A 21,931-nucleotide genomic window follows, 5' to 3' on the forward strand; every position below is an offset into this window, starting at 1 on the left:
GGGGGCGCGGTGCCTGAGGGCGTGGGTCGGGCGGCGGGGGGGGGGGGGGCGGCCGGGCGGGGGCGCCGGGGGGGGCGGGGGGTCCCTCCGCTGTGGGGGGCGGGCCCCCGCCCCGAAATCGGGTCTTCACGGCCGGCAGGATCGCGCCGACATCGTCGGGCCGGACCGCGCCGGGGAGGCGAGCGATGACCGGCAACACGGGAAACACGGGAAACACGGGCAATACCGGCAACACGGGAAACACCGGGAATACCGGCAATGCCGGCCTCAACGGCGATGCCGGCGGCTGGTTCGTGCCCGACCGGGCCGACTTCCCCTTCTCTCTCGAGGTCACGCGGGACGGCACCGAGATCGGCTCCTTGCGGCGTCCGGTCTTCATCCGCGACGAGACACCGGACGGCGCCCCCGCCCGGCGGATCGCCTTCCGCAGCGCCGACGCCGAGACCGGCCGCTCCGTGGCCTTCGAGAACCGGTCCTGGGCCGCCCGCTGGTACGCCTACCGGGTGCTGCGGGAGTTCGCCGCCACAGAGTGGGACAGCGACGGCCTCAACGACGCCCTGGCGCAGATCCTCCTCGACCTGCGCGGTCCGGCGACCGGCCCGACCGGCCAGGAGATCGAGCTGGAGATGCTTCTCGTCCTGGCGCGGGACGAGCGCGCCTCGGCGCTGGGCGAGATCCTGGCCCAGGACGCCGAGTTCATCACCGCCTTCATGGAGGCCCTGTCGATGACGCCGGCCTCCCACCCGCGCACCTACCGGGTGCTGCACGTCGCGAGCCTCATCGGCTCCTTCGCGGCTCTGCGCTACAAGGAGTCCTTCGACCGGCCGCGCCCCTCCTTCGTCTGCCCGGCCCTGCTGCCGCCGGTGCCGGTGCCGGGGCACTCCTCCTTCCCGAGCGGCCACGCGACCCAGGCGCGGCTGATGGCCCTGTGCATGGCCCGTGCCCTGCGCCTCACGGGCCTGCCCTACGGTGAGCGCCGGCCGGCCAGCGAGACGCTCAAGGCGCTCGCCCGGCGCGTCGCCCGCAACCGCGAGATCGCCGGGCTGCACTATCCAAGCGACTCGGTCGCCGGCCGCCGGCTCGCGGATGCGGTGTTCGCGGTGCTGTCGCGGCATTCCGGCGACGGCCTGAGCCGGGGGCAGTACGCGCTGCCGACCTTCGGCGAGGCCGTGATCGCGGCCGCCCGTGAGTTCTACCCGGACCTGGTCCTGCCGCCGGGCGGTCCCTGAACGCTCAGAACCGGGGAGGCCGAGCGATGACGCGCGATTCCGAGGACGGCGCGAGCGGGTTCCCGGCGGGCCCGGCCCTGCGGCTTCACACTCCGCCGCCGGATTTCGACCCGGCCCGTGCCGATCCCCGCCTGGTCGCCGGCCACGGCCTGCCCGCGCCGCGTCGCGAGGACGGCCCGGCCGCCGCCGACTTCCGGCGCGCCTTCCTGGCGCCGCCGCCGGGCGGTCGCCTCCGGTTCGTGCCGGCACTGCGGCCGGAGCCGGCGCCGCGGCCGGGGCTGGCGCGCCTGGAGGCGACGACCCGCACCCATCGTGGCGTGCCGGCGCGCCGCAGCGTCAACTGGTCGGGCGGCTCGCTCGCCGCGCTCGGTGGCCGCAGCCTCGTCGGCGTGATGGCGCGCTGGCGGGTGCCGGCGGTGCTGACGCCGCCGGGCAGGGCCGGTCACGCCATGCGGGCCTCGACCTGGATCGGCCTCGACGGGCAGGGCTTCTACCGGAATGCCAGCCTGCCGCAGATCGGCACGCTGCAGGCCTGGGACGGAGTCGACGGATCGCCGGCCCGTTACGAGGCCTGGGTGCAGTGGTGGGCCCGCGACGAGGCCAACGCGCCGCTCGCCCTCGCCCTCACCATGGCGCCGGGCGACGCGGTGAGCGCGATCCTCACGGTCCTCGACCCTGCGACCGTGCGCTTCAACCTGAAGAACGAGACCACCGGCACGGTGCTCCAGCCCTTCGACCTCACGGCGCCGGGAGGCCGGCGGGTCGCCGGCGCGAGCGCCGAGTGGATCCTGGAGCGCCCGAGCCCGCTCGACGCCGACGGCTGGCACCCGTACCCGCTCGCGCCCTGCGCGCCCGTCCCGTTCACCGCCTGCCTCGCCCAGTCCCGCGGCCCCGGCGAGACGACCCTGACCGAGCACGACCTCGCCCGGGCGAGCCTGATCCGCATGATCGCCCTCGACGCACCCCCGGGCCAAGCCCGCACGATCGCCTACCCGGCGCGGGTGAAGGGGGATCCGCGCGCGCTGACGATGACCTGCGGGGCGCCGTTCTGAGGCCGCGGAGCCTCCCGGCGGACGCTCTCAGTGGTGCAAGGCAGGCCTGGACGGGCCGGAGCCGATGCACCGCGCGCCCTGCCGTCGACGCATCGACGGCAGGGCGCGCGACACGGGAAGGCTCCGCCCCCGGGAGGGCGAAGCCGGGGGCCGTCAGGCCGAGACGGCCTGGGAGAGCGCCGCGGCCGGCGCCCGCCTCCGGTCCATGACCGAGACCACGAACGCGGTCAGGAAGGCGACCGGCATCGTCACGATGGTCGGCGGGTCCAGGGGGAAGATGGGCGCGGCGTTGCCGAGCACCTTGACCCAGACCGGCGGCCCGAGGACCGTCAGGAGGACCGCGCCGACGAGGCCGGTCACGCCGCCGGCGATCGCCCCGCGGGTCGTCAGCCCGCCCCAGTACAGCGCCAGGATCAGCAGCGGCAGGGTCGAGCTGCAGCTCACCGCGTAGGCGAGGCTGATCATGTAGGCGACGTTCTGGGTCTGGAAGGCGATGCCGAGCAGGACCGACAGGACGCCGAGGCCCACGGTGGCGAGGCGCGAGATCCTGATCTCGCTGCGCTCCGTCGCGCTGCGGCGGCCGATGATGCGGGCGTAGAGATCGTGGCTGACCGCCGAGGCGCCGGTCAGCGTCAGCCCGGCGACCACTGCCAGGATCGTCGCGAAGGCCACGGCCGAGACGAGGCCCATGAGGGTGTCGCCGCCGAGCGCGTGGGACAGGTGGATGGTCGCCATGTTGCCGCCGCCCCGGATGGCGCCCTTGGCGTCGAGATAGGCGGGGTCGCCGGCGACGATGGCGAGGGCGCCGAAGCCGATGACGAAGATGAGGGCGAAGAAGCCGCTCTGGCACATCACGGCCCAGAACACCGAGACGCGGGCCGCGCGGGCGTCCGGCACGGTGAAGAAGCGCATCAGCACGTGCGGCAGGCCCGCCGTCCCGAGCATCAGCGTCATGCCGAGGGACACCGATTGCCAGACGCTGCCGGAATAGACCTGCGGCATCATGATGGCGTCGTGCTTGGGGTGCACGGCGATCGCCCGGGCGACCAGGCTGTCGTAGTTGAAGCCGAACGAGGCCAGCACGAGGAACGAGATCGCGATGCCGGCGCTGAGCAGCAGCACCGCCTTGACGATCTGCACCCAGGTCGTCGCCACCATGCCGCCGAACATCACGTAGCAGATCATCAGCGCGCCGACGAGGATCTGCGCGTAGAGATAATCGAGACCGAACAGGAGCCGGATCAGCTGGCCGGCCCCGACCATCTGGGCGATGAGGTAGAACATCACGATGACGAGCGTCGCGACCGCCGTGAAGATCCGGATCGGCGTCTCCGACAGGCGCGTCGACAGGACGTCGGCCACCGTGTAGCGCCCGAGCTTGCGCAGCCGCTCCGCCACCAGGAACACGACGAAGGGCAGGCCGGTGGCGTAGCCGACGGCGAAGATCAGGCCATCGAAGCCGGAGGCGCAGATCAGCCCGGCGAGGCCGAGCAGGGCCCCGGCCGAGATCATGTCGCCCGCGAGCGCGATGCCGTTCTGGAAGCCCGAGATCTGGCCGCCCGCGGCGTAGAACTGGTCCGCCGAGCTGGCGCGCCGCGCTGCCCACCAGGTGATGCCGAGCGTCACGAGAACGATGGCGACGAACATCGTCACCGCGGCGGGGTTCATACCCCCGGCATCGGCCGCGAGGGCCGGCGTGGCCGCCACCGCCAGGGCGAGCGCGGGAAGGAGGGATCGGTACATGGATTGCTCCTGTCAGCGCGCGGTGAGACGGTTGGCGATGAGGACGTAGAGCCCGGTCAGGACCATCGTGGACAGGATGACGAGGAGGCCGCCGACGGTCGCGACCGTGACCGCCATCCCGGACGCGACCGGTCGCGTCATCGTGGCGGGCGAGACGATGAAGGTGCCGACGAAGCTGGCGTAGATCAGCGTCTGGATCAGCGCCATGATCCAGCCGAGACGGGCTTGCGGCAGGTCGTTGTTCGGTGCGCGAAGTGTTCGGTCCGCCGACATGATCGGGTCTCCGGCTCTGGTGAAGGGGAGTGTCTGGGGAGACGGGCGGCTACTCGGCCGCCTTCGGGAAGTCGCTTGGGTCGGGACCGACCACGCGGCCGAAGCCGTTGTTGACGCGACTGCGCTGATACTTGTTCAGCCAGGTGCTGAACTGGACCGGGAGCATGTCGTAGGGCCGCTCCTCGCCGAGCACCATCGCCGCGTAGACCGGCCAGTGCGGGTTCGCGAGCATCGGCCGGCCGAGCATGACGAGGTCGACCTGGCCCTCCCGCACGATCGCATCGGCGAAGACGGGGTCGGCCAGGTTCCAGTTCGCGGCGGTGAGCACGCCCGCTTCCTCGCGGATGCGCCGCGCCGCCGGGACCATGAACCCCTCTTCGTCCCACGGCGTCTGGGCCCGGCCCGAATTTCCGCCGAACGACACGTCGACGAGGTCGAGGCCCCGCGGCGCGAGCAGGCGGGCGAGTTCGACCGACTCGTCGACCGTCTGGCCCCCGGGGGCGAACTCGGTCACGCCGAACCGCATCGAGAGCGGCAGCCGCTCGGGCCACTCCGACCGCACCGCCTCGAACACCTCGACGAGGAGCCGGCTGCGGCCTGCGAAGTCGCCGCCGTACCGGTCGGTGCGCTGGTTGGCGAGCGGCGAGAAGAAGCTCGAGAGCAGGAAGCCGTGGGCGCAGTGGATCTCCAGCCACTGGAACCCGGCCTCGCGCGCCCGGCGCGCGGCCTCGGCGTATTTCCGCACGACGTCCCGGATGTCGTCCTGCGTCATCGCGCGGGGGACCCGCGGCATGACCCCGCCGAAGGCGTTGGCGGAAGGCCCGATCACCTCCCAGGCGTCGGGATGGTCGTCGGAGAGGTGCCCGCCGCCCTTCCACGGCGGCTCGACGCACCCGCGCCGCCCGGTATGCCCGAGCTGGATGCCGGGAACCGACCCGACCGACGCGACGAAGCGGGCGATGCGCGCCAGCGCCTCGCCCTGCGCGTCGTTCCAGATGCCCGCGCACTGCGTGGACATGCGGCCTTCCGGCGACACCGCGGCCTGCTCGACCACGACGAGGGCGGCGCCGCCCGCGGCCTTCGAGCCGAGATGCGCCAGGTGCCAGTCGTTCACGAGGCCGTCCGGCGACGAGAATTGCGTCATCGGCGACACCGCGATCCGGTTGCGCAAGCGGACGTCGCGGACCCGGATTTCGCTGAAGAGAGAGGACATCGTGAGGGGGTCTCCACACCCGCCCGTCCGGCCAAGCTATTGCCGGAGAAACGTGCGGACTGCTCGAAAATCAGTCAATACAGTCGAGAAACGGGCATCCGGACGCGCTGGTCTTCTCCATCGATGACTTGTTCGGGAAGAAGACTGCGCCTACCTTGCCTGGACGTTCTTCCACAATCGCGCCGAGATCGATCAGATTCCGGCCAATGCGGAGCGAGGAGACGCCGGGAGGAGCCTGTCACCGGGATCGAGACCATGACGCTCACGACGATGCAGACGCGCGACATCGGCGCCTGGCCGAAGAACGTCGCGCTCGCCGGCAGCACGGGGCGGGGCTGGCGGAACATCCACGCCCAGCACGTCGCGGTGGAGCCGTGGACGGGCACGCTCGACCCGGTCGGCAATCCCTGCCTCGGCTACTGCGTCAACCGTCCGGCGCAGATCCGGCGGCGGATCGGGCGGGGCGGGACGACCGAGACCAGCACCCTGCGCCCGCGCCAGTTCCACCTGATCCCGGCGCACGACGAGAGCGAGTGGCAGCGGCGGGGCCGGTCCGAGATGCTGGCGATGCATCTCCGCCAGGGCCTCATCGACGACACCGCGCGCCAGATGTGGAGCGCGAGCGCCGCACGGGTCGAGCTCGACGTGCCGCTCGGGACGTCCGATCCCCTCCTCGAGCAGCTCGCGCTGGCGATCCTCGCCATCATGCGCGAGGCGCCCGATGCGTCATCGTCGCTCTACGTCGACGAGCTGGTCCACGCCATGGTGGTCCGCCTCGTGCGCAGCTACACGGCTCAGGGCCGCTCGTCGCGGGCCGGGCCGGAGGCGGACCTGCCCGACCGCGCCGACCTGGGACGGGTGCGCGACCTCATCGAGGCGCGCCTGGCCGACGACCTCTCGCTCGAGGCCATCGCCGGGGAGGTCGGCGTGTCGCCGCGGTCGCTGTCCCGGGCCTTCCACCAGCACTGGGGCACCACCGTGCACCAGTACGTGCTGTCCCGGCGGCTCGAGCGGGCGAAGACGATGCTGCTCTCGACGGATCTCAGCATCACGTCGATCGCGCTCGACACCGGGTTCTCGAGCCAGAGCCACCTGGCGACGGCGTTCCGCAAGCGGACCGGCGTGAGCCCGAGGGAGTTCCGCCTGGGCGGGACGTGAGGGCCCCCGGCCCGCACCGGTCGCGGCTCACCCCACCGCCACCGGCTGCTTGACCACCGCGGGCGTGCGCATCGTCACCAGCTCCTCGCCGGCGGTGGGGTGGACCGCGATGGTGCGGTCGAAATCGGCCTTCGTCGCCCCCATCGTCACCGCGATGCCGACCGCCTGGATGATCTCCCCGGCGTCGTGGCCCAGCACGTGGACGCCGACCACCCGGTCGCTCGACCGCTCGACGATCACCTTCATCAGGATCCGCTCGTCGCGGCCCGACAGGGTCGCCTTCATCGGCCGGAAGCGGGCCTCGTAGACGTCGATCTCGCCGCAGAGCCGGCGGGCGACCTCCTCGCCGTGGCCGACGACGCCGATCTCCGGCGTCGAGAACACCGCGGTCGGGATCAGGCCGTGGTCGACCGCCCAGGGCTTGCCCCCGAACACCGTGTCGGCGAAGGCGTGGCCCTCCCGGATCGCGATCGGCGTGAGCGCCGCGCGGTTGGTGACGTCGCCGACGGCGTAGATCGACGGCGCGGCGGTCTGGGAGAAGCGGTCGACGGGAATCGCCCCGGCGGAATCGAGGGTGATGCCGGCCGTCTCCAGGCCGAGGCCGGCGACGTTGGGGCGCCGGCCGGTCGCCACCAGCACCTGATCGACCAGGATCTCGCTGCCGTCGTTGAGGGTGGCGAGGATGCCGCCGTCGCGGCGGTCGAGGCGGTGGACGGTGGTGTTGAGGCGCAGGTCCATGCGCTTGGCATAGGCCTCGCCGAGGGCCTGGCGGATCTCGCCGTCGAAGCCGCGCAGAAGCCGGTCGCCCCGGTGCAGCAGGGTGGTGCGGCTGCCGAGACCCGCGAACACGCCGGCGAACTCGACCGCGATGTAGCCGCCCCCGACGACGAGGATCCGCTCCGGCCGGGTCTCGAGCTCGAACACCTCGTTCGACGTGATGGCGAGCTCGGCGCCCGGGATCAGCGGCTCCTTCACCGGATGGGCGCCGACGGCGACCAGGATGGTGCGGGCCCGCACCAGGGTGCCGGAGCGCTGGAGGCGCACCGCGTGCGGCCCCTCGATCACCGCCCGGTCGGCCACCACATCGACGCCGGCCCGCATCAGGTTGGTGGCGTAGATGCCCTCGAGCCGGGTCACCTCGGCGTCGCGCCGCGCCTTGAGCGTCCCCCAGTCGAAGCGCGGGGTGCCGACCTCCCAGCCGAAGCCGGCGGCGTCCTCGAACTCGTCGCTGAACCGGGCGGCATAGACCATCAGCTTCTTGGGCACGCAGCCCCGGATCACGCAGGTGCCGCCGACGCGGTATTCCTCGGCGAGCTGCACCTTCGCGCCGTAGCCGGCGGCGATGCGGGCCGCCCGCACCCCGCCGGAGCCGCCGCCGATCACGAACAGGTCGACGTCGAAGGCCTCATCCTGGGTCCCGGCGCTCTGGGTCATGGCACTCACCGCTCGTCCGTCAGGGCTTCTGAGTAATGTGGCGCAGGGTGCGCAGCCAGGCGATGGCGGCGCCGACGCCGGCCGTCCACCAGGCCTGCCAGGCGCCGTGCTCCACGAAGGCGACCACGCCTGCCGCCGCGAACAGCGCCAGGGCCGCGGCCCGGGCCGGCGCCGGCCAGGGCCCGAGGGCCCGCAGGGTCAGGACCATGACCAGGGCGGCGAGCGCCGCGCCGACGATTCCGAGCTCGGCCCAGACCTGCAGGAAGCTGTTGTGCGGGTGCCCGACCGCCAGCATCTCGCGCATCTCGGGCTCGATCCGCGCGGCCACCGGCGCCTCCTGGAAGCGCCCGCTGGTGCCGTAGCCGGCGCCGCGCCAGGGATCGGCGGCGACGGCCGCCCCGAAGCTGCGGGCGATCGCCACCCGCGCCCGGGTGCTGCTGGCGGCGAGGCGCTGGTGCAGGGCGTCCGGCATGGCCCGGGCCAGGATGTCGCCCTCGACCGGGGCGAGCACCAGGGCGCTCAGGAGCGCCGCTCCGGCGAGCCCGATCCCGGCCCGGGCCGGCAGCCAGCGCAGGGCGGCCCAGGTCAGGGCTCCGGTGGCGAGGCCGAGCACCGTCGCGCCGCTGACCGAGCGCCAGGCCGCGACCGCGCAGGCCGCCGCGGCGAGCGCCGCGAGGCCGCACCGGCCGCTCGCCGCGAGGGCGGCCGCCAGGGGCACGACCAGCAGCATCATGGTCAGGAGCGGCCGGTTGAACGCGAAGGCGGCGACGCGCTGGCCCAGGGCCTCGCGGATCACGAGGCCGGAGGCGAGGTCCGCCACCACGTAGGCGCAGGTGCCGGCCATGATCCAGGCCGCGGGCCCCGCCACCTGGGCGAGATGCGGCGGCGCGAGGCGCGCCACCAGGTAGGCGCCGGCGAGGGCCGGCAGGAACTCCGAGAGCGTGCGCAGCGACAGGGCCGGCAGCGGGCTCCAGGCCAGGCTGAGGCCGCACCAGGCGAGGAAGGCGAGGGCGGCGAGGCCCAGGGGCGTCGCGAGCGGCGCGAGGAGGAGCGCCCGCAGGGGGCGCCCCGCCGCCGCGGCGCCCGCGAGGAGGAGGAGCCCGGCGAGGCCGACCACGACCGGGCTCGAGCGGTTCGCCACGGCCATGCAGGCCGGCAGGGCCGCGACCACGACGGCGCCGAGACGGTCGAGCGTCGCGGCCGTCCCTCCGGCGGTCCGGGCGATCACTGCAGCTGGTGGCCGCGCTTGCCCATCTCGGCCCGCACCCGGACCATCATGTATTCCGAGACCTCCTGGGTCCAGGTCTGCATCGCCTGCACCATCTCGTCGAGCACCTGGGGCTGGGTCTCGACGTAGCGCTTGCCGGCGGGCGAGCGGAAGAAGGTGGCGATGTCGCGCAGCTCCGCCTCGGACAGCTTGTTGGCGTAGATGCGCGAGGCGGTGTCGATGATCCGCTGCTTCTGCAGCTCAAGCTCGGGCTGCATCTTCTCGAGCACGTCGGCGAGGTCCTTGGTCAGCTCCGGCCGGGTGACCGCCGCCTGCTTGATCTGCTCGCCGAAGGCCGGGAGGATCGAGTCGAACGAGCGCGCGATGCCGGAGGAGAGCATCACCTCCTTGGCGAGGGCGAAGTGGCTCGGGCTGATCGTGCCCGCCTGCGGCGCGGCGGGCGCGGCCGGCGCCGGGGCTGCGGGGGCGGCCTTCTGCTGGGCGAGCGCCGGGCTGCACAGGGTCGCGGCGAGGAGGCCCGCCAGGAGGACACGGGAACGGCGCGGGGACATCGAGTATGCTCCGGAAGGCGGCGCCCGCGCGGGGCGAGGCGCCGGGACGAGGATCAAGCGGGCGCGTCAGGCTGCCCCGAGGGTGACGATGCGGGGCTGGCCGTCCGCCGCCTCCGCCACGACCGCGCCGGTGGCGAGGCCGATGAACAGGCCGTGCTCGACCACGCCCGGCACGGCGACGAGGGCCCGCGCCAGCGCCTCCGGATCGGGGATGCGGTCGAGGCCGGCATCGAGGATCAGGTGGCCGCCGTCGGTGAGGAAGGGCGCGCCGTCGGCGCCGCGGCGCAGGGAGAGGGGTCCGTCGCAGCCGGCGCCGCGGATCGCCGCCGCGACCGCGCGGGTCGTGGCGCCGAGGCCGAAGGACACGACCTCGATCGGCAGGGGAAACCGCCCGAGGGTCTCGACGCGCTTGGCGCCGTCGACGATCACCACCATGCGCCGGCTCGCCGCCGCCACGATCTTCTCGCGCAGGAGCGCGCCGCCGCCGCCCTTGATCAGGCGCAGGGCCGGGTCGATCTCGTCGGCGCCGTCGACCGTCAGGTCGAGTTCCGGGGTGTCGTCCAGGGTGGTGAGCGGGATGCCCGCCGCCTCGGCGGCGCGCCGCGTGGCCTCCGAGGTCGGCACGCCGACGACGGAGAGCCCCGACCGCACCCGCTCGCCGAGCAGCTCGACGAACACGGAGGCGGTCGAGCCGGTGCCGAGGCCCAGGCGCATGCCGTCCTCGACCAGCGCCACCGCCCGGGCGGCGGCGGCGCGCTTCAGCTCGGCGGGGGTCACGCGCGGCCTCGGCGCGGGGTGCGGACGGAAGGAAGCGGCATGGCGTCTCGGCGCGGTTCGTCTCTCGGGTCGGTCCCGAGGCCGGTGGCGGATCCTCGGCGTGCGAGGCGTCCTGGCGGCCGGCCCCGCGGCAACGAGAGGCCCCTAGCACGCGGCCGGGGGAGGCGGAAGCGGACATCCGGCCCCGGCCGACCGCGGCCGGGCCGTCCGCCGGGGCGGCGCGAGAGCCCGTCCGGCTGCCGGCCTCGGGCCGTCAACGGCCCCGTCGAGGTCTCAGGGCTTGCCCGCCGGCGGCGCGGCCGCCCGGCCGGCCTCGCTGCCGGCATTGCCCTGGGGCGTGCAGACCACGGCGTCGTCGAGCACGTAGCAGATGCTCATCGCGCCGGTGCGCTGGTTGACCCGGAACACGCCGGCCTCGCGCAGGTGGCGCGAGGCCACCAGGCTGTACTCGGAGGGGGCCTGCGGCCCGGCGCCCTCGCCGGGGCCGAAGCACAGGGTCGTCCCGATCGTGTTCTCCTGCAGGCCGTACTGGCAGGAGATGACCTCGCCGGTCGCCTTGTCGACCCGGTAGACCCGGTTGAGGTCGGCCTGGGGGGCCGGCACGAACTCGTAGGACGCCCCTTGCGCCGCGCCCGCGGCCGCCGCGACCAGAAGACCCGCCGCGACCCCGGTCGCTCGGACCCGATAACCCGTTCTCCCGCGCATGGCGCGCCGCTCCTCGAAGCCGTGGTGGGGATGGGCCGCGCGACGTCGCGCGACGGCCGAATCGTCCGCGTCTCCGCGTTATAGCTCAGGCCCGCTTGTCCCGGGCTTGGGCCCGCGCCGGAGCGGCCGGGCCGTGACGCGCCGGGGGCGCCCGGGTTCCGCGCCGCGGTGCTGGGCTGTATGGGAGGCCGAACGCGGCCGTTTCCCCGTATCCCCGCCAGCAGCGAGCGCCCATGCCCACCGCCACGCCCCGTCCCGACAGCCTGCCGCCGATCGTCGTGTTCGATCTCGACGGCACCCTCGCGGAGACCGCGGGCGACCTCATCGGCACCCTGAACGTGATCCTGGAGCGGGAGGGCCTGCCCCCGGTCGCCCTGGCGCAGGCCCGGGAGCTGATCGGGGCGGGCGCGCGGGCGCTGATCCAGCGCGGCTTCGCGGCGGGCGGGCGCGAGCTGACGCCGGGCCGGCTGGACGAGCTGTTCCGGGTCTTCCTGGCCCATTACGGCCAGCACCTCTGCGACGTGTCGCACCTCTTCCCCGGCGTCGAGGCCGCCCTCGACCGGCTGGAGGCGGCGGGCTACCGGCTGGCGGTCTGCACCAACAAGCCGGAGGACCACTCGGTCCGGCTCCTCGAGCTGCTCGGCGTGGGGTCGCGCTTCGCGGCGATCTGCGGCCGGGACACCTTCCCGTACTTCAAGCCCGACCCGCGGCACCTCACCGAGACGATCGCCCGCGCCGGCGGCGACCCGGCCCGGGCCGTGATGGTGGGCGATTCCCGCACCGACGTCGCCACCGCCAAGGCGGCCGGCATCCCGGTGGTGGCGGTGCCCTTCGGCTATACCGACGTGCCCGTGGAGGAGCTGGAGCCCGACGTGGTGATCCAGCACTTCGACGCGCTCTACGACGCGGTGCGCAGGCTGGACCCCGGCGCGGCCTGAACGCTCCCTCGGCCGGTTTGACATCCACCCCATCCCGGCTCCGCGGCGCGGACCCGGGACGTTGCCCGTTCGGGCCCGGCCCACGCCGTCGAACGCATCCGGTCGACGGCGCGTCGGCATAACCCAGGCGAAGGCACAGGCCCGCCCGGTCGGGCATGCTCGCGGGATGGATCGGCGACGCCCCGCTGCCGGAAACGGCCGCCTCACCACCGCGGACCCGCGGCTCTGGGCGGTGCTGGCCCTGGCGCTGGTCTTCCTCGCCCTCGCCGGCCTCTTCCTGGCGGTGCCCTCCCTCGGCGCGCTGATCTACGGCGTGCCGGAGCCCACGGGAATCGGCCGGGCCTACCTGCGGGCGATCGGCGCCCGCGACGCCGCGCTCTCGCTCTACCTCGCCGGCCTCGCCCTGGTCGCGACCCGGCGCGCCGTCGCCCTCGTGCTCGCGGCCAGCCTCGTCATCCCGGCCTGCGACCTCGCGCTGGTCCTCGCCGCCGGCACGGCGGCCTGGTGGCAAGTGGCGTTGCACGCCGCGAGCGCCGGCGTGCTGGCGCTCACCGCCCTGTGGATGCTGGTCCCCGCACCGGGCGACGGTCACGCGGCGTAGCCGGGCTCCTCGCGGTCGAGCCGGCGACGGATCGCGGCGAGGTGGAGGCGAGCGGATTCCGGGTCGCCCGCGCGCATCTGGCGGTAGGCGGCCTCGGCGATCGCGGGATCGACCGGCAGGACCGGGCGGCCGGTCGAGAGCGCCAGCACCTGCACCTCGGCGGCCCGCTCGAGGTAGTAGAGGTCGTCCCAGGCCTCCGCGATGGTCGGGGCCAGCACCATGACGCCGTGGTTCTTCATGAACATGATGTCGGCCTCGCCGACGCTGTCGGCGATGCGGTCGCCCTCGGTCTCGTCGAGGGCGAGGCCGTTGTAGTTCCGGTCGAAGGTAGTGCGGCCGTAGAACTTCAGCGCGGTCTGCCCGGCGAAGATCAGCGGCTCGCCCTCGGTCATCGACAGGGCGGTGGCGTAGGGCATGTGGGTGTGGAACGCCACGCGCGCCCGCGGGATGCGCGCGTGCAGGCGGGCGTGGACGTAGAAGGCGGTGGCCTCCGGCTGGCCCTCGCCCGCCACGACGGTGCCGTGGAAGTCGCAGATCAGCAGCTTCGAGGCGGAGAGCTCGGCGAAGGCGTAGCCGTACGGATTGACGATGAACAGGTCGTCGTAGCCCGGCACCATCGCCGAGAAGTGGTTGCAGATGCCCTCCTCCAGGCCGAGCCGCGCCGCCATGCGGAAGCAGGCCGCCAGCTCCTCCTTCGCCCGGCGCACCTCGGGGCTGGCGAGGTCCGGCTGGTTCAGGCCGTTCGGGATCCGCTCGGCGCCCGGCGCGCCCAGTGCGTGAGCCATGGTGTCCGTCCCTCCTGAGGTCGCGGCGGATCCTGGCGCAGGCCTCCCCCGCTTGTCCATGGTCTCACGGACGGCCGCGCAGGTGCTCCAGCAGGGACGGGGAGGCGTAGCCGTCCGCGGCGAGGCCGGCCTCGATCTGGTAGCGGCGCACCGCCTCGCGCAGGCGCGGCCCCGCCCGCCCGTCGAGCGGGCCGTCGTAGAGCGAGCGGGCGGCGAGCCCGCGCTGCAGGGCGGTGAGCCCGGCCTGGTCAAGGCGCGGGCCGGTGGGCCAGGGCGCGGCGAGGGCCGGGCCGCCGGCGATCCGGTCGGACAGGTGGCCGACCGCGAGCGCGTAGGCGTCCGAGGTGTTGTAGGACCGGATCGCCTCGAAGTTGGCGGTGATCAGGAAGGCCGGCCCGCCGGCCCCGCCGGGCAGGAAGAGGCTCGCCTCGCCGCGCTGCGGCAGGGGCGCACCGTCGAGCGCCCGCACCCCGCGCCGGGTGAAGTCCGCGAACGGGCCGCGGTAGCGCGCGAGATCGAAATCCGCCGGCAGGGCGACGGCGACGCCCCAGGGCAGCTCCCGCTGCCAGCCGGCCTGGGCGAGGAAGCTCGCGATCGACGCCAGCGCGTCCGGCGCCGAGTCCCAGATGTCGCGCCGGCCGTCGCCGTCGAAATCGACCGCCGCCCGCAGGTAGGCCGAGGGCAGGAACTGCGTCTGCCCCATGGCGCCGGCCCAGGAGCCGCGCATGCGCTCGGGCGCCACGTCGTGGTGCTCCAGGATCTCCAGGGCGGCGAGGAGCTCGTCGCGAAACAGCGTGCCGCGGTGGCCCGCCTCGGCCAGGGTGGCGAGCGCCCGCACCGTCGGCACCGTGCCGGCACTGGCGCCGAAATCCGATTCGATGCCCCAGAAGGCCAGCAGCACCGGGCCGGGCACGCCGTAGGCCGCCTCGATCGCGCTCAAGGCCTTGGCGCGCCGGCCGGCCTCGGCCCGCCCGCGGGCGATGCGGCCGGACGAGACGGCCCCGGTCAGGTACTCCCAGACCGGCCGGCCGAACTCCCCCTGCCGGCGCAGGCGCGCCAGCACCGCCGGATCCGGGGTCACGCCCCGGAACGCGGCGTCGAAGGTCTCCCGCGTGACCTTCCGGCCCTGCGCCGCCGGCCACAAGCCCTCGACGAAGGCCTGGAAATCGCCGGCCAAAGCCGGCCGGGCGAGGCAGAGGCCAAGAGCCGCGAGGGAGAGGGCCGCGAGGGAGAGGGCCGCGAGGGAGAGGGCGGCGAGCGCGCGGGCGCGCATCCTCAGACCCGGTTGCGCCGGCCGAGCGCCTCCTCCCAGGCGAGCGCCTGGGTCACGATCCCCCGCAGGTCGTCGTGCTGCGGCACCCAGCCGAGCTCGGCCCGGATGCGGTCGGCCCCGGCGATGATCCGCGACGGGTCGCCCGCGCGGCGCGGCGAGAGCTTGACCGGGAAATCGACGCCGGAGACCGACTTCACCACGTCGATCACCTCGAGCACCGAGTAGCCGCGGCCGTAGCCGCAATTGAGCGTCAGGCTGTCTCCGCCGCCGCGCAGGTGGTTGAGCGCCACGAGGTGGGCCTGGGCCAGGTCCGACACCTGGATGTAGTCGCGCAGGCAGGAGCCGTCGGGCGTCGGGTAGTCGGTGCCGAACACCTCGAGCTGGCCGCGCTTGCCGAGCGCCGCCTGGGTCGCGACCTTGATCAGGTGGGTGGCGTTCGGCGTCGACTGGCCCGAGCGCCCGCGCGGATCGGCCCCCGCGACGTTGAAGTAGCGCAGGACCACGTAGCTGATGCCGTGGGCGCGGGCGGCGTCCTCCAGCATCCACTCGGTCATCAGCTTCGAGCGGCCGTAGGGGTTGATCGGGTTCGGCGTCAGGTCCTCGGGCACCGGCACCACCGCCGGCTCGCCGTAGACCGCCGCCGTCGAGGAGAAGATCACGTGGCGCACGCCCGCTCCGATCGCCGCCTCGATCAGGGCGCGGGACTTCACCGTGTTGGCGAGGTAGTAGCCGAGGGGATCGGAGACGGAATCCGGCACCACGATCTTGGCGGCGAAGTGCGCCAGCGCGTCGATCCCGTGCCGGCGGATGGTCTCGGCGACGAGCGGCTGGTCGGCGACGTCGCCGCGCACCAGCGTCACCTCGGGCGGGAGCGCCCAGTCGAACCCGGTCGAGAGGTCGTCGAGGACCACCACCTCGTCGTGCCCGGCATCGATCAGGGCGAGCACCATGTGGCTGCCGATGTATCCGGCCCCACCCGTGACAAGTACCGCCATTCCGCGCGCTCCCCGGCGTGATACGGGTTGATCCATACCCCGCAATGCTTCAGCGTCAATTAAGCTGTCCGGTGGCAAGGCTGCCCGGAGGGAGGATGTCTGCCGGGCGTGAGAGCCCGGGTGCGCCCGCTCCCGCCGGGCGGTCCGGCAGCTCCTCGGTGTTCACTGGATCACGCACGATGAAACGCATTCGCAAAGCCGTCCTTCCGGTCGCTGGCCTGGGCACCCGTTTCCTGCCGGCGACCAAGGCGGTGCCCAAGGAGATGCTGACGGTCGTCGACCGCCCGGTGGTCCAGCACGTGGTCGACGAGGCCAGGGAGGCCGGCATCGAGCACTTCATCTTCGTCACCGGCCGCGGCAAGGCGGTGATCGAGGACCACTTCGACATCTCCTACGAGCTCGACCGCACCCTGCAGGAGCGCGGCAAGACGGAGGCCTACGAGGCCCTGAAGAAGGACCTGCCGGCGGCCGGCCAGACCAGCTTCACCCGCCAGCAGGAACCGCTGGGCCTCGGCCACGCGGTCTGGTGCGCGCGCGAGATCGTCGGCGACGAGCCCTTCGCGGTGATCCTGCCCGACATGCTCAGCCGCGGCAGCATGGTGCAGATGCTCCAGGCCTACGAGAAGCACGGCGGCAACATCATCGCCGTCGAGGAGGTTGCCCCCGACCAGACCCACCAGTACGGCATCGTCAGCGTCGGCGAGGAGTTCGGCGAGACCTTCGAGATCACCGGCATGGTGGAGAAGCCGCCGAAGGGGACGGCGCCGTCGAACTTCATCATCTCGGGCCGCTACATCCTGCAGCCGGAGATCTTCTCGATCCTCGAGCGCGGCGAGCGCGGCGCCGGTGGCGAGATCCAGCTCACCGACGGCATGAAGCGCCTGGCCGAGACGCAGAAGTTCTACGGCATGCACTACCGCGGCAAGACCTACGACACCGGCTCGAAGCTCGGCTTCCTGGTCGCCAACCTGGCCTACGGCCTCGAGCGGCCCGAGCTGCGCGAGGACCTCAAGCGCGAGATCGACGCGCTGCTGCGCGGCGCCTGAGAGCCGCGACGGAGCCTGGTCGACGGGGGATCCCGTCGTTCAGGCCCTGCGCGCCGGGACGCAACCCGGCCGTCCCGGTGTCCGACCGGGACCGCCACCTCCACGACGTATCGGGACCTCCGCGGCGTCCGGCGGAGGTGATCGGCGGGCTGGCCAGTGGCTGCGCTCGGGTCCGTTGAGGGGCGTCAGATTCTCCGGAGAAGCCGTCGATGCCCTCGCGGGCCGCACGGCTGAGCGTGCCGGAGTCCGAGGAGCGCTTCACCGGCTGCCGCGGGCTGCGCACCGCGAGCCCGGCCCAGAAGGCGAAGCGGCGCTCCGGCAGCTCGCGTTCGCGTGTCGCGACGACGCCTCCGGCCATGCCGTTGTCGGAGGCATCACCGACCGAATCCATCGAAGGTCGCATACCGGTGCGCTTTCGCCAGTGCGCTCTTGCATCGACGCGTCGAGGCGAGAGCGTTCGGCGCGCCAGCGCCGGCGCCCGTTCGGGCTTAGCCAACACCTTCGAACCGGATCAGGAAGACGGGTTCGGAGCATCGCGAGCACCTCGCGACAAAGGTCTCACGTGCTCTGCGTGAGCGGGTCGACACGAATCATTGACTGTAGCGGATAGAGCAGCCCGGCATGGCTGACGCGTTCGACGTTTCAGCTCGGTGTCGCACCACTTTACAAAGACCTTACTGCAAACTAAAAGTGCATCTCAGAGTGGAGGCAGATTCTATTCCTATGAATCGGCCGCGATGACTGTCATGGCAGTCGAGGACCAGTGCCTTGTTTCGTAGCGCCGAGAGGAGTCATCCGCAACAATGCTCTAACAAAGCACTAAACTCTGCAAGCAATTCGGCGCCGCGTTTTTTAAATGAGGATGCAGGAACTGGCCTGGATAAAAGCAAATTTTCGCGGGCATCGTTCCGTTGCAAGATTCGATATTTGCAGATCGCGAAGTTTCAACCGTGCCGATCCGGCATCGACTCCAAGATCTTGCCCGCGATCGGGCGCTGTTCAATGCGCTGTCGAAGTCGAGGCGCGGCCGGATCGCGCGTCCTGTCCGTTGGCGACCGGGCGATGCGGTTCGGAATGATGTGAACACACATCGTCTTCATGTAAAAAGGGGAGAATGTCATGTTCTACACCGGCACCTACCGGGGCACGCTTCACAGCTATTGCGCCGAATTCGACTACACCGACGAGATCGAGTTCACGATCGATCGCAAGGGATTCATCAACCTGCCCTACTCGCCGCAGGGCTCGTTGCAGGATGGCAATATCGATGCCGCCGGTGCCGTTACGGGGATCGGCATGACCGTCAGATCCATGTCGGCGGGAAATATTTTCATTCCCTATGACGCGTTGAGCGACGGCATCAACTTCTCTGCTTCCGGAAGATCCTTCAACGGCATCATCAGCGTCATTGATGCGAAGGTCGTCGAGTCGACCAGAGATCCCGTCTACAACGGAGGCGAGATCACCGACGTCCTCTTCAAGCTGGGAGGGTCGCTCGTAGGCTGGCGGGTGCAGAACGGCCAGGCCCAGGCTGCCGCGAGCCTCGGCAACGCCGGCAGCTATCGGGTCGCCGGCACCGGCGATTTCAACGGCGACCGGACCACGGACGTGCTGTTTCAGCAGGGCGGCTCGGTCGTCGCCTGGCGGATGCAGAACGGCAAGGTGCAATCCTCGACCGGGCTCGGCAATGCCGGGAGCTACCAGGTCGTGGGCACCGGCGACATCAACGGCGACGGCACTTCCGACGTGCTGTTTCAGCAGGGCGGCTCGGTTGTCGCCTGGCGGATGCAGAACGGCCAGGTCCAATCCTCGACCGGGCTCGGCAATGCCGGCAACTACAAGGTCGTGGGCACGGGCGACCTGAACGGCGACGGCACCGACGACATCGTGTTCCAGGACGGTGACGCGGTGGCGGCCTGGATCATGGGCACGAACGGCCAGGTGCAGAGCGTGGCCAACCTCGGCAACGCGGGCGGCTATCGCGTGGCGGGCGTCGGCGACCTCAATCGCGACGGCCGGGCCGACCTGGTGTTCCAGAACGGCGGCACGGTGGCGGAGTGGATCATGGGTACGGGCGGCCAGGTGCAGAGCGTGGGGATCCTGGGCAACGCGGGCGGCTACACGGTGTCGGGAGTGGGCGACTACAACGGCGACGGCACGGCGGACGTTCTGTTTCAGCAGGGCGCGTCGGTGGTGGCCTGGGGGGTGAAGGACGGCCAGGTGCAGTCGCTGCTCAACCTCGGCAATGCCGGCGACTACGCCATCGTGGGATGAGCGGAGCCTCCGCGGCTGCGCGCCTCCGAGCCGCAGCCGCGTGCGCCGAGCAACACGGGTCTCCGCGTCGTTCGAGCGCCGCGGAGGCTCGGTGATCCCGCATCCCAACACGACGTTGGTCTTGCGCCCGCCGCGGGCAGGTTCGGCGTGCGCGGTCGACCAGCCCCGGCCGCACAAGCGGCGCGCACCGCCCGACCGGCGATTGCGGCCGGCTCCAAATGCAGCGCAGTGCCGGCGATAAACAGGCTGTCGTGTTCCGCCAGCGAGCGGCGAATGATCTCAGCGCGTCGCCAAGGATAGCTCCCCGCGCACCCTGCGGTCGGGGGCGCCCGACACGCGGCGAAGGGCGGCACAGGCTGGACGGAGCGGCAGCCTCGCGGTATCAAATCAGTCTTGCTCGAGACATCGAGGCGGTGACCCACCAGTCCGCTTCGGAAGGAGACAGTCGATGCCGTCCAACGATGTCGAACAGCTGCTCCTGGAACTGGTCAACGACACGCGCCTCGACCCGCTCGGCAATGCGTCGCGCTACATCTCGTCTTACTCGCCACTGCAATCGCCGCGATCGGACATCCAGTCGGCGCTCACCTATTTCAACGTGTCGGGATCGGCGCTGTACAACGCTTACGCGGCACTCACGCCGGTGCAGCCGCTCGCCTTCAATGACCAGCTGGCTGCGGCCGCAACCAAGCACAATGCGGCGATGATCGCCGCCGACACCCAGTCGCACCAGGTTTCCGGCGAGGCGGGCCTGGGCAGCCGGATCTCGGCGGAGGGGTACGTCTTCAGCGCCGTGGCCGAGAACATCTACGCCTTCGCCAACGACGCCCTCTACGCGCATGCGGGGTTCATGGTGGATTGGGGCGGGCCGGATAACGGCATGCAATCGCCGCCCGGCCACCGCAACAGCATCATGTCGTCGACCTACCGCGAGGTCGGGATCGCCGCCATCGCGGAGAACAACAATGCGACGAGTGTGGGCCCGCTCGTCGTGACGCAGGATTTTGGTCGCCGCTTCTCGACAGATCCTCTCATCCTCGGCGTCGCCTACGCGGACACGGATCGCAACGGCTTCTACTCCCTCGGCGAGGGACGGTCGGGGCTGACGGTGTCGGTAGCGGGAGCCAGCACCACCTCGGGCAGCAGCGGCGGCTACACGCTGCAGACCTCGGCCGCCGGCCAGCAGACGATCACCCTCGCGAATGGCGGGCTGGCGAGCCCGGTCTCGGTGACGACCACGCTGGCCCCGTCCCAGAACCTGAAGATCGACGTCGTCGACGGGACGACGCTCCGCATCTCCGCCTCCGCCGTCGTTACCGGCACCGTGACGGAGATCGACGGCATCGGCGTATCGGGCCTGTCGCTCACCGGTGACGACAACCCACACCGCATCATCGGCACCGTCGGGAACGACACGCTCACCGGCGGGTCCGGGGACGACACGATCCAGGGCGGGCTCGGGACGAATGTCCTCGTCGGCGGCGGCGGCAACGACACGGCGCTGTACGCGATCGCGCGCAATGCCGCGACGATCGCCACCCAGAACGGCGTCACCACCGTGACCGCCTCGGGCATCACCGACACCCTGACGGGGTTCGAGTCGATCCGGTTCACGGACGGGACCGTCAACCTCGGCGGCGCGCCGGTCTCCCGCGTCCGGACTGATCTCAACGGCGACAAGACCTCGGACGTGCTCTTCCAGCAGGGCGCCTCTGTGGTGGCTTGGCGGATGCAGAGCGGGAAGGTGCAATCTTCGACCGGCCTCGGCAACGCCGGCAGCTACCAGGTGGTCGGCACCGGCGACGTCACCGGCGACGGCACCTCGGACGTCCTGTTCCAGCAGGGCGCTTCGGTGGTCGCGTGGCGGATGGAGAACGGGCAAGTGCAGGCCGCGACTGCTCTCGGCAATGCCGGCAGCTACCAGGTCGTGGGAACCGGCGACATCAACGGCGATGGCACCTCGGACGTGCTGTTCCAGCAGGGCAGCTCGGTCGTCGCCTGGCGGATGCAGAACGGGCAGGTGCAATCCTCGAGCGGCCTCGGCAATGCCGGCAGCTACCAGGTCGTGGGCACGGGCGACCTCAACGGCGACGGCACCGACGACCTCGTGTTCCAGCAGGGCGCCTCGGTGGTGGCCTGGATCATGGGCAACGGCCAAGTGCAGAGCGTGGCCAATCTCGGCAATGCGGGCAGCTACCGGGTGGAAGGCGTCGGCGACCTGAACGGCGACGGCCGGGCCGACCTCGTGTTCCAGAATGGCGCCTCCGTGGTTGAGTGGATCATGGGCAGCAACAGTCAGGTGCAGAGTGCCAGCGGTCTGGGCAACGCGGGCGGCTACGCGGTGTCGGGGGTGGGCGACTACACCGGCGACGGCACGGCGGACGTGCTGTTCCAGCAAGGACCGTCCGTGGTGGGATGGCAGGTGCAGAACGGCCAGGTGCAGTCGCTGTTCAACCTCGGCAATGCCGGCGCCTACACCGCCATAGCCTGACCTCTGCCAGCGATTATTGATCTGAGGAACTGCCCCCGGGCCGTGCAGGTGGCCCGGACGTCTTGCGTGAGGCTGCGCCTCACGAGTGCTGACGGCTTCTCGGCAGCCAGCCGGCTCGCCATCGAGCGCGACCGTTTCGCGGTACTCGCTCCCGATGAGGCGGCC

19 protein-coding genes are annotated in these 21,931 nt (G+C 72.0%); 8 read left to right on the forward strand and 11 right to left on the reverse strand.

The genetic code is table 11. The annotated features are described in order from the left end of the window. Positions 1-185 precede the first annotated feature (185 nt). Together VQ02_RS34505 and VQ02_RS00390 are read left to right on the forward strand one after the other, a co-directional pair. Positions 186-1,229 (forward strand): phosphatase PAP2 family protein, encoded by a 1,044-nt coding sequence (locus VQ02_RS34505; RefSeq protein WP_053080072.1) that lies wholly within the window; start codon positions 186-188, stop codon positions 1,227-1,229. Between the two features lie 26 nt (positions 1,230-1,255). Next, positions 1,256-2,281, forward strand: a complete 1,026-nt coding sequence (locus VQ02_RS00390; RefSeq protein WP_048442170.1) for a G1 family glutamic endopeptidase — start codon at positions 1,256-1,258, stop codon at positions 2,279-2,281. Positions 2,282-2,434: 153 nt separating this feature from the next. On the opposite strand, the gene VQ02_RS00395 is transcribed toward VQ02_RS00390, so the two are convergent. From VQ02_RS00395 to VQ02_RS00405, 3 genes are read right to left on the reverse strand one after another with little or no spacing between them, the layout of a single operon-like run. Next, positions 2,435-4,024 carry a sodium:solute symporter family transporter gene (locus VQ02_RS00395; RefSeq protein WP_048442171.1) on the reverse strand — a complete coding sequence of 530 codons (1,590 nt, stop codon included), beginning with the start codon at positions 4,022-4,024 and terminating at the stop codon, positions 2,435-2,437. Between the two features lie 12 nt (positions 4,025-4,036). Next, a complete protein-coding gene (locus VQ02_RS00400) occupies positions 4,037-4,297 on the reverse strand; it encodes a DUF485 domain-containing protein (protein WP_048442172.1) in 261 nt (86 codons plus the stop codon). Between the two features lie 49 nt (positions 4,298-4,346). Beyond that, complete coding sequence (locus VQ02_RS00405) at positions 4,347-5,510, reverse strand: NADH:flavin oxidoreductase/NADH oxidase (protein WP_048442173.1); 1,164 nt, start codon at positions 5,508-5,510, stop codon at positions 4,347-4,349. A 255-nt stretch (positions 5,511-5,765) separates the two neighbouring features. Here VQ02_RS00405 and VQ02_RS00410 point away from each other — a divergent pair, with 255 nt between their 5' ends. Beyond that, positions 5,766-6,668 carry a helix-turn-helix domain-containing protein gene (locus VQ02_RS00410; protein ID WP_048442174.1) on the forward strand — a complete coding sequence of 301 codons (903 nt, stop codon included), beginning with the start codon at positions 5,766-5,768 and terminating at the stop codon, positions 6,666-6,668. 27 nt (positions 6,669-6,695) lie between these two features. On the opposite strand, the gene gor is transcribed toward VQ02_RS00410, so the two are convergent. The 5 genes from gor to VQ02_RS00435 all read right to left on the reverse strand — a co-directional run bounded on the left by gor (position 6,696) and on the right by VQ02_RS00435 (position 11,363). After that, complete coding sequence (gor, locus tag VQ02_RS00415) at positions 6,696-8,102, reverse strand: glutathione-disulfide reductase (protein WP_048442175.1); 1,407 nt, start codon at positions 8,100-8,102, stop codon at positions 6,696-6,698. Positions 8,103-8,121: 19 nt separating this feature from the next. Next, entirely contained in the window at positions 8,122-9,330 is a 1,209-nt protein-coding gene (locus VQ02_RS00420) for an O-antigen ligase family protein (RefSeq protein WP_048442176.1), read from the reverse strand. Further along, entirely contained in the window at positions 9,327-9,881 is a 555-nt protein-coding gene (locus tag VQ02_RS00425; protein ID WP_048442177.1) for a DUF2059 domain-containing protein, read from the reverse strand. The genes VQ02_RS00420 and VQ02_RS00425 overlap by 4 nt, the downstream gene beginning before the upstream one ends. A 66-nt stretch (positions 9,882-9,947) precedes the next feature. Then, positions 9,948-10,658 (reverse strand): ribose-5-phosphate isomerase RpiA, encoded by a 711-nt coding sequence (gene rpiA / locus VQ02_RS00430; RefSeq protein ID WP_048442178.1) that lies wholly within the window; start codon positions 10,656-10,658, stop codon positions 9,948-9,950. 273 nt (positions 10,659-10,931) lie between these two features. After that, complete coding sequence (locus VQ02_RS00435; protein WP_048442179.1) at positions 10,932-11,363, reverse strand: hypothetical protein; 432 nt, start codon at positions 11,361-11,363, stop codon at positions 10,932-10,934. Between the two features lie 233 nt (positions 11,364-11,596). Between VQ02_RS00435 and gph the strand changes: the two genes are divergently transcribed. Together gph and VQ02_RS00445 are read left to right on the forward strand one after the other, a co-directional pair. Further along, a complete protein-coding gene (gene gph / locus VQ02_RS00440; RefSeq protein WP_048442180.1) occupies positions 11,597-12,301 on the forward strand; it encodes a phosphoglycolate phosphatase in 705 nt (234 codons plus the stop codon). 166 nt (positions 12,302-12,467) lie between these two features. Next, the gene (locus VQ02_RS00445; protein ID WP_048442181.1) at positions 12,468-12,902 is read left to right on the forward strand and encodes a DUF4267 domain-containing protein; all 435 of its coding nucleotides are present in this window, start codon (positions 12,468-12,470) and stop codon (positions 12,900-12,902) included. Here the strand turns inward: VQ02_RS00445 and VQ02_RS00450 are convergent. From VQ02_RS00450 to galE, 3 genes are all read right to left on the reverse strand, one after another. Further along, entirely contained in the window at positions 12,890-13,687 is a 798-nt protein-coding gene (locus tag VQ02_RS00450) for an aldolase (protein ID WP_048442182.1), read from the reverse strand. The genes VQ02_RS00445 and VQ02_RS00450 overlap by 13 nt on opposite strands. A gap of 64 nt (positions 13,688-13,751) precedes the next feature. After that, positions 13,752-14,960 (reverse strand): lytic murein transglycosylase, encoded by a 1,209-nt coding sequence (locus tag VQ02_RS00455; RefSeq protein WP_048442183.1) that lies wholly within the window; start codon positions 14,958-14,960, stop codon positions 13,752-13,754. Positions 14,961-14,962: 2 nt separating this feature from the next. Next, positions 14,963-15,955: a UDP-glucose 4-epimerase GalE gene (gene galE, locus VQ02_RS00460; RefSeq protein WP_048442184.1), complete on the reverse strand. Its 993-nt coding sequence runs from the start codon at positions 15,953-15,955 to the stop codon at positions 14,963-14,965. 179 nt (positions 15,956-16,134) lie between these two features. Here galE and galU point away from each other — a divergent pair, with 179 nt between their 5' ends. The 3 genes from galU to VQ02_RS00475 all read left to right on the forward strand — a co-directional run bounded on the left by galU (position 16,135) and on the right by VQ02_RS00475 (position 21,766). After that, on the forward strand, positions 16,135-17,001 hold the full coding sequence (galU, locus tag VQ02_RS00465; protein WP_048442185.1) for a UTP--glucose-1-phosphate uridylyltransferase GalU: 867 nt from the start codon (positions 16,135-16,137) through the stop codon (positions 16,999-17,001). Positions 17,002-18,120: 1,119 nt separating this feature from the next. Next, positions 18,121-19,275: an FG-GAP repeat domain-containing protein gene (locus tag VQ02_RS00470; protein ID WP_048442186.1), complete on the forward strand. Its 1,155-nt coding sequence runs from the start codon at positions 18,121-18,123 to the stop codon at positions 19,273-19,275. Between the two features lie 448 nt (positions 19,276-19,723). After that, positions 19,724-21,766 carry an FG-GAP-like repeat-containing protein gene (locus VQ02_RS00475; RefSeq protein WP_048442187.1) on the forward strand — a complete coding sequence of 681 codons (2,043 nt, stop codon included), beginning with the start codon at positions 19,724-19,726 and terminating at the stop codon, positions 21,764-21,766. The last annotated feature ends 165 nt before the right edge of the window (positions 21,767-21,931 follow it).

Source organism: Methylobacterium variabile (assembly GCF_001043975.1).
In the GTDB taxonomy this organism is placed as follows: domain Bacteria; phylum Pseudomonadota; class Alphaproteobacteria; order Rhizobiales; family Beijerinckiaceae; genus Methylobacterium; species Methylobacterium variabile.

Coding starts and splice junctions, on each gene's coding strand:
- VQ02_RS34505 (WP_053080072.1), top strand. CDS start 186: ATGACCGGCAACACGGGAAACACGGGAAACACGGGCAATACCGGCAAC.
- VQ02_RS00390 (WP_048442170.1), top strand. CDS start 1,256: ATGACGCGCGATTCCGAGGACGGCGCGAGCGGGTTCCCGGCGGGCCCG.
- VQ02_RS00395 (WP_048442171.1), bottom strand. CDS start 4,024: ATGTACCGATCCCTCCTTCCCGCGCTCGCCCTGGCGGTGGCGGCCACG.
- VQ02_RS00400 (WP_048442172.1), bottom strand. CDS start 4,297: ATGTCGGCGGACCGAACACTTCGCGCACCGAACAACGACCTGCCGCAA.
- VQ02_RS00405 (WP_048442173.1), bottom strand. CDS start 5,510: ATGTCCTCTCTCTTCAGCGAAATCCGGGTCCGCGACGTCCGCTTGCGC.
- VQ02_RS00410 (WP_048442174.1), top strand. CDS start 5,766: ATGACGCTCACGACGATGCAGACGCGCGACATCGGCGCCTGGCCGAAG.
- gor (WP_048442175.1), bottom strand. CDS start 8,102: ATGACCCAGAGCGCCGGGACCCAGGATGAGGCCTTCGACGTCGACCTG.
- VQ02_RS00425 (WP_048442177.1), bottom strand. CDS start 9,881: ATGTCCCCGCGCCGTTCCCGTGTCCTCCTGGCGGGCCTCCTCGCCGCG.
- VQ02_RS00435 (WP_048442179.1), bottom strand. CDS start 11,363: ATGCGCGGGAGAACGGGTTATCGGGTCCGAGCGACCGGGGTCGCGGCG.
- gph (WP_048442180.1), top strand. CDS start 11,597: ATGCCCACCGCCACGCCCCGTCCCGACAGCCTGCCGCCGATCGTCGTG.
- VQ02_RS00445 (WP_048442181.1), top strand. CDS start 12,468: ATGGATCGGCGACGCCCCGCTGCCGGAAACGGCCGCCTCACCACCGCG.
- VQ02_RS00450 (WP_048442182.1), bottom strand. CDS start 13,687: ATGGCTCACGCACTGGGCGCGCCGGGCGCCGAGCGGATCCCGAACGGC.
- VQ02_RS00455 (WP_048442183.1), bottom strand. CDS start 14,960: ATGCGCGCCCGCGCGCTCGCCGCCCTCTCCCTCGCGGCCCTCTCCCTC.
- galE (WP_048442184.1), bottom strand. CDS start 15,955: ATGGCGGTACTTGTCACGGGTGGGGCCGGATACATCGGCAGCCACATG.
- galU (WP_048442185.1), top strand. CDS start 16,135: ATGAAACGCATTCGCAAAGCCGTCCTTCCGGTCGCTGGCCTGGGCACC.
- VQ02_RS00470 (WP_048442186.1), top strand. CDS start 18,121: ATGTTCTACACCGGCACCTACCGGGGCACGCTTCACAGCTATTGCGCC.
- VQ02_RS00475 (WP_048442187.1), top strand. CDS start 19,724: ATGCCGTCCAACGATGTCGAACAGCTGCTCCTGGAACTGGTCAACGAC.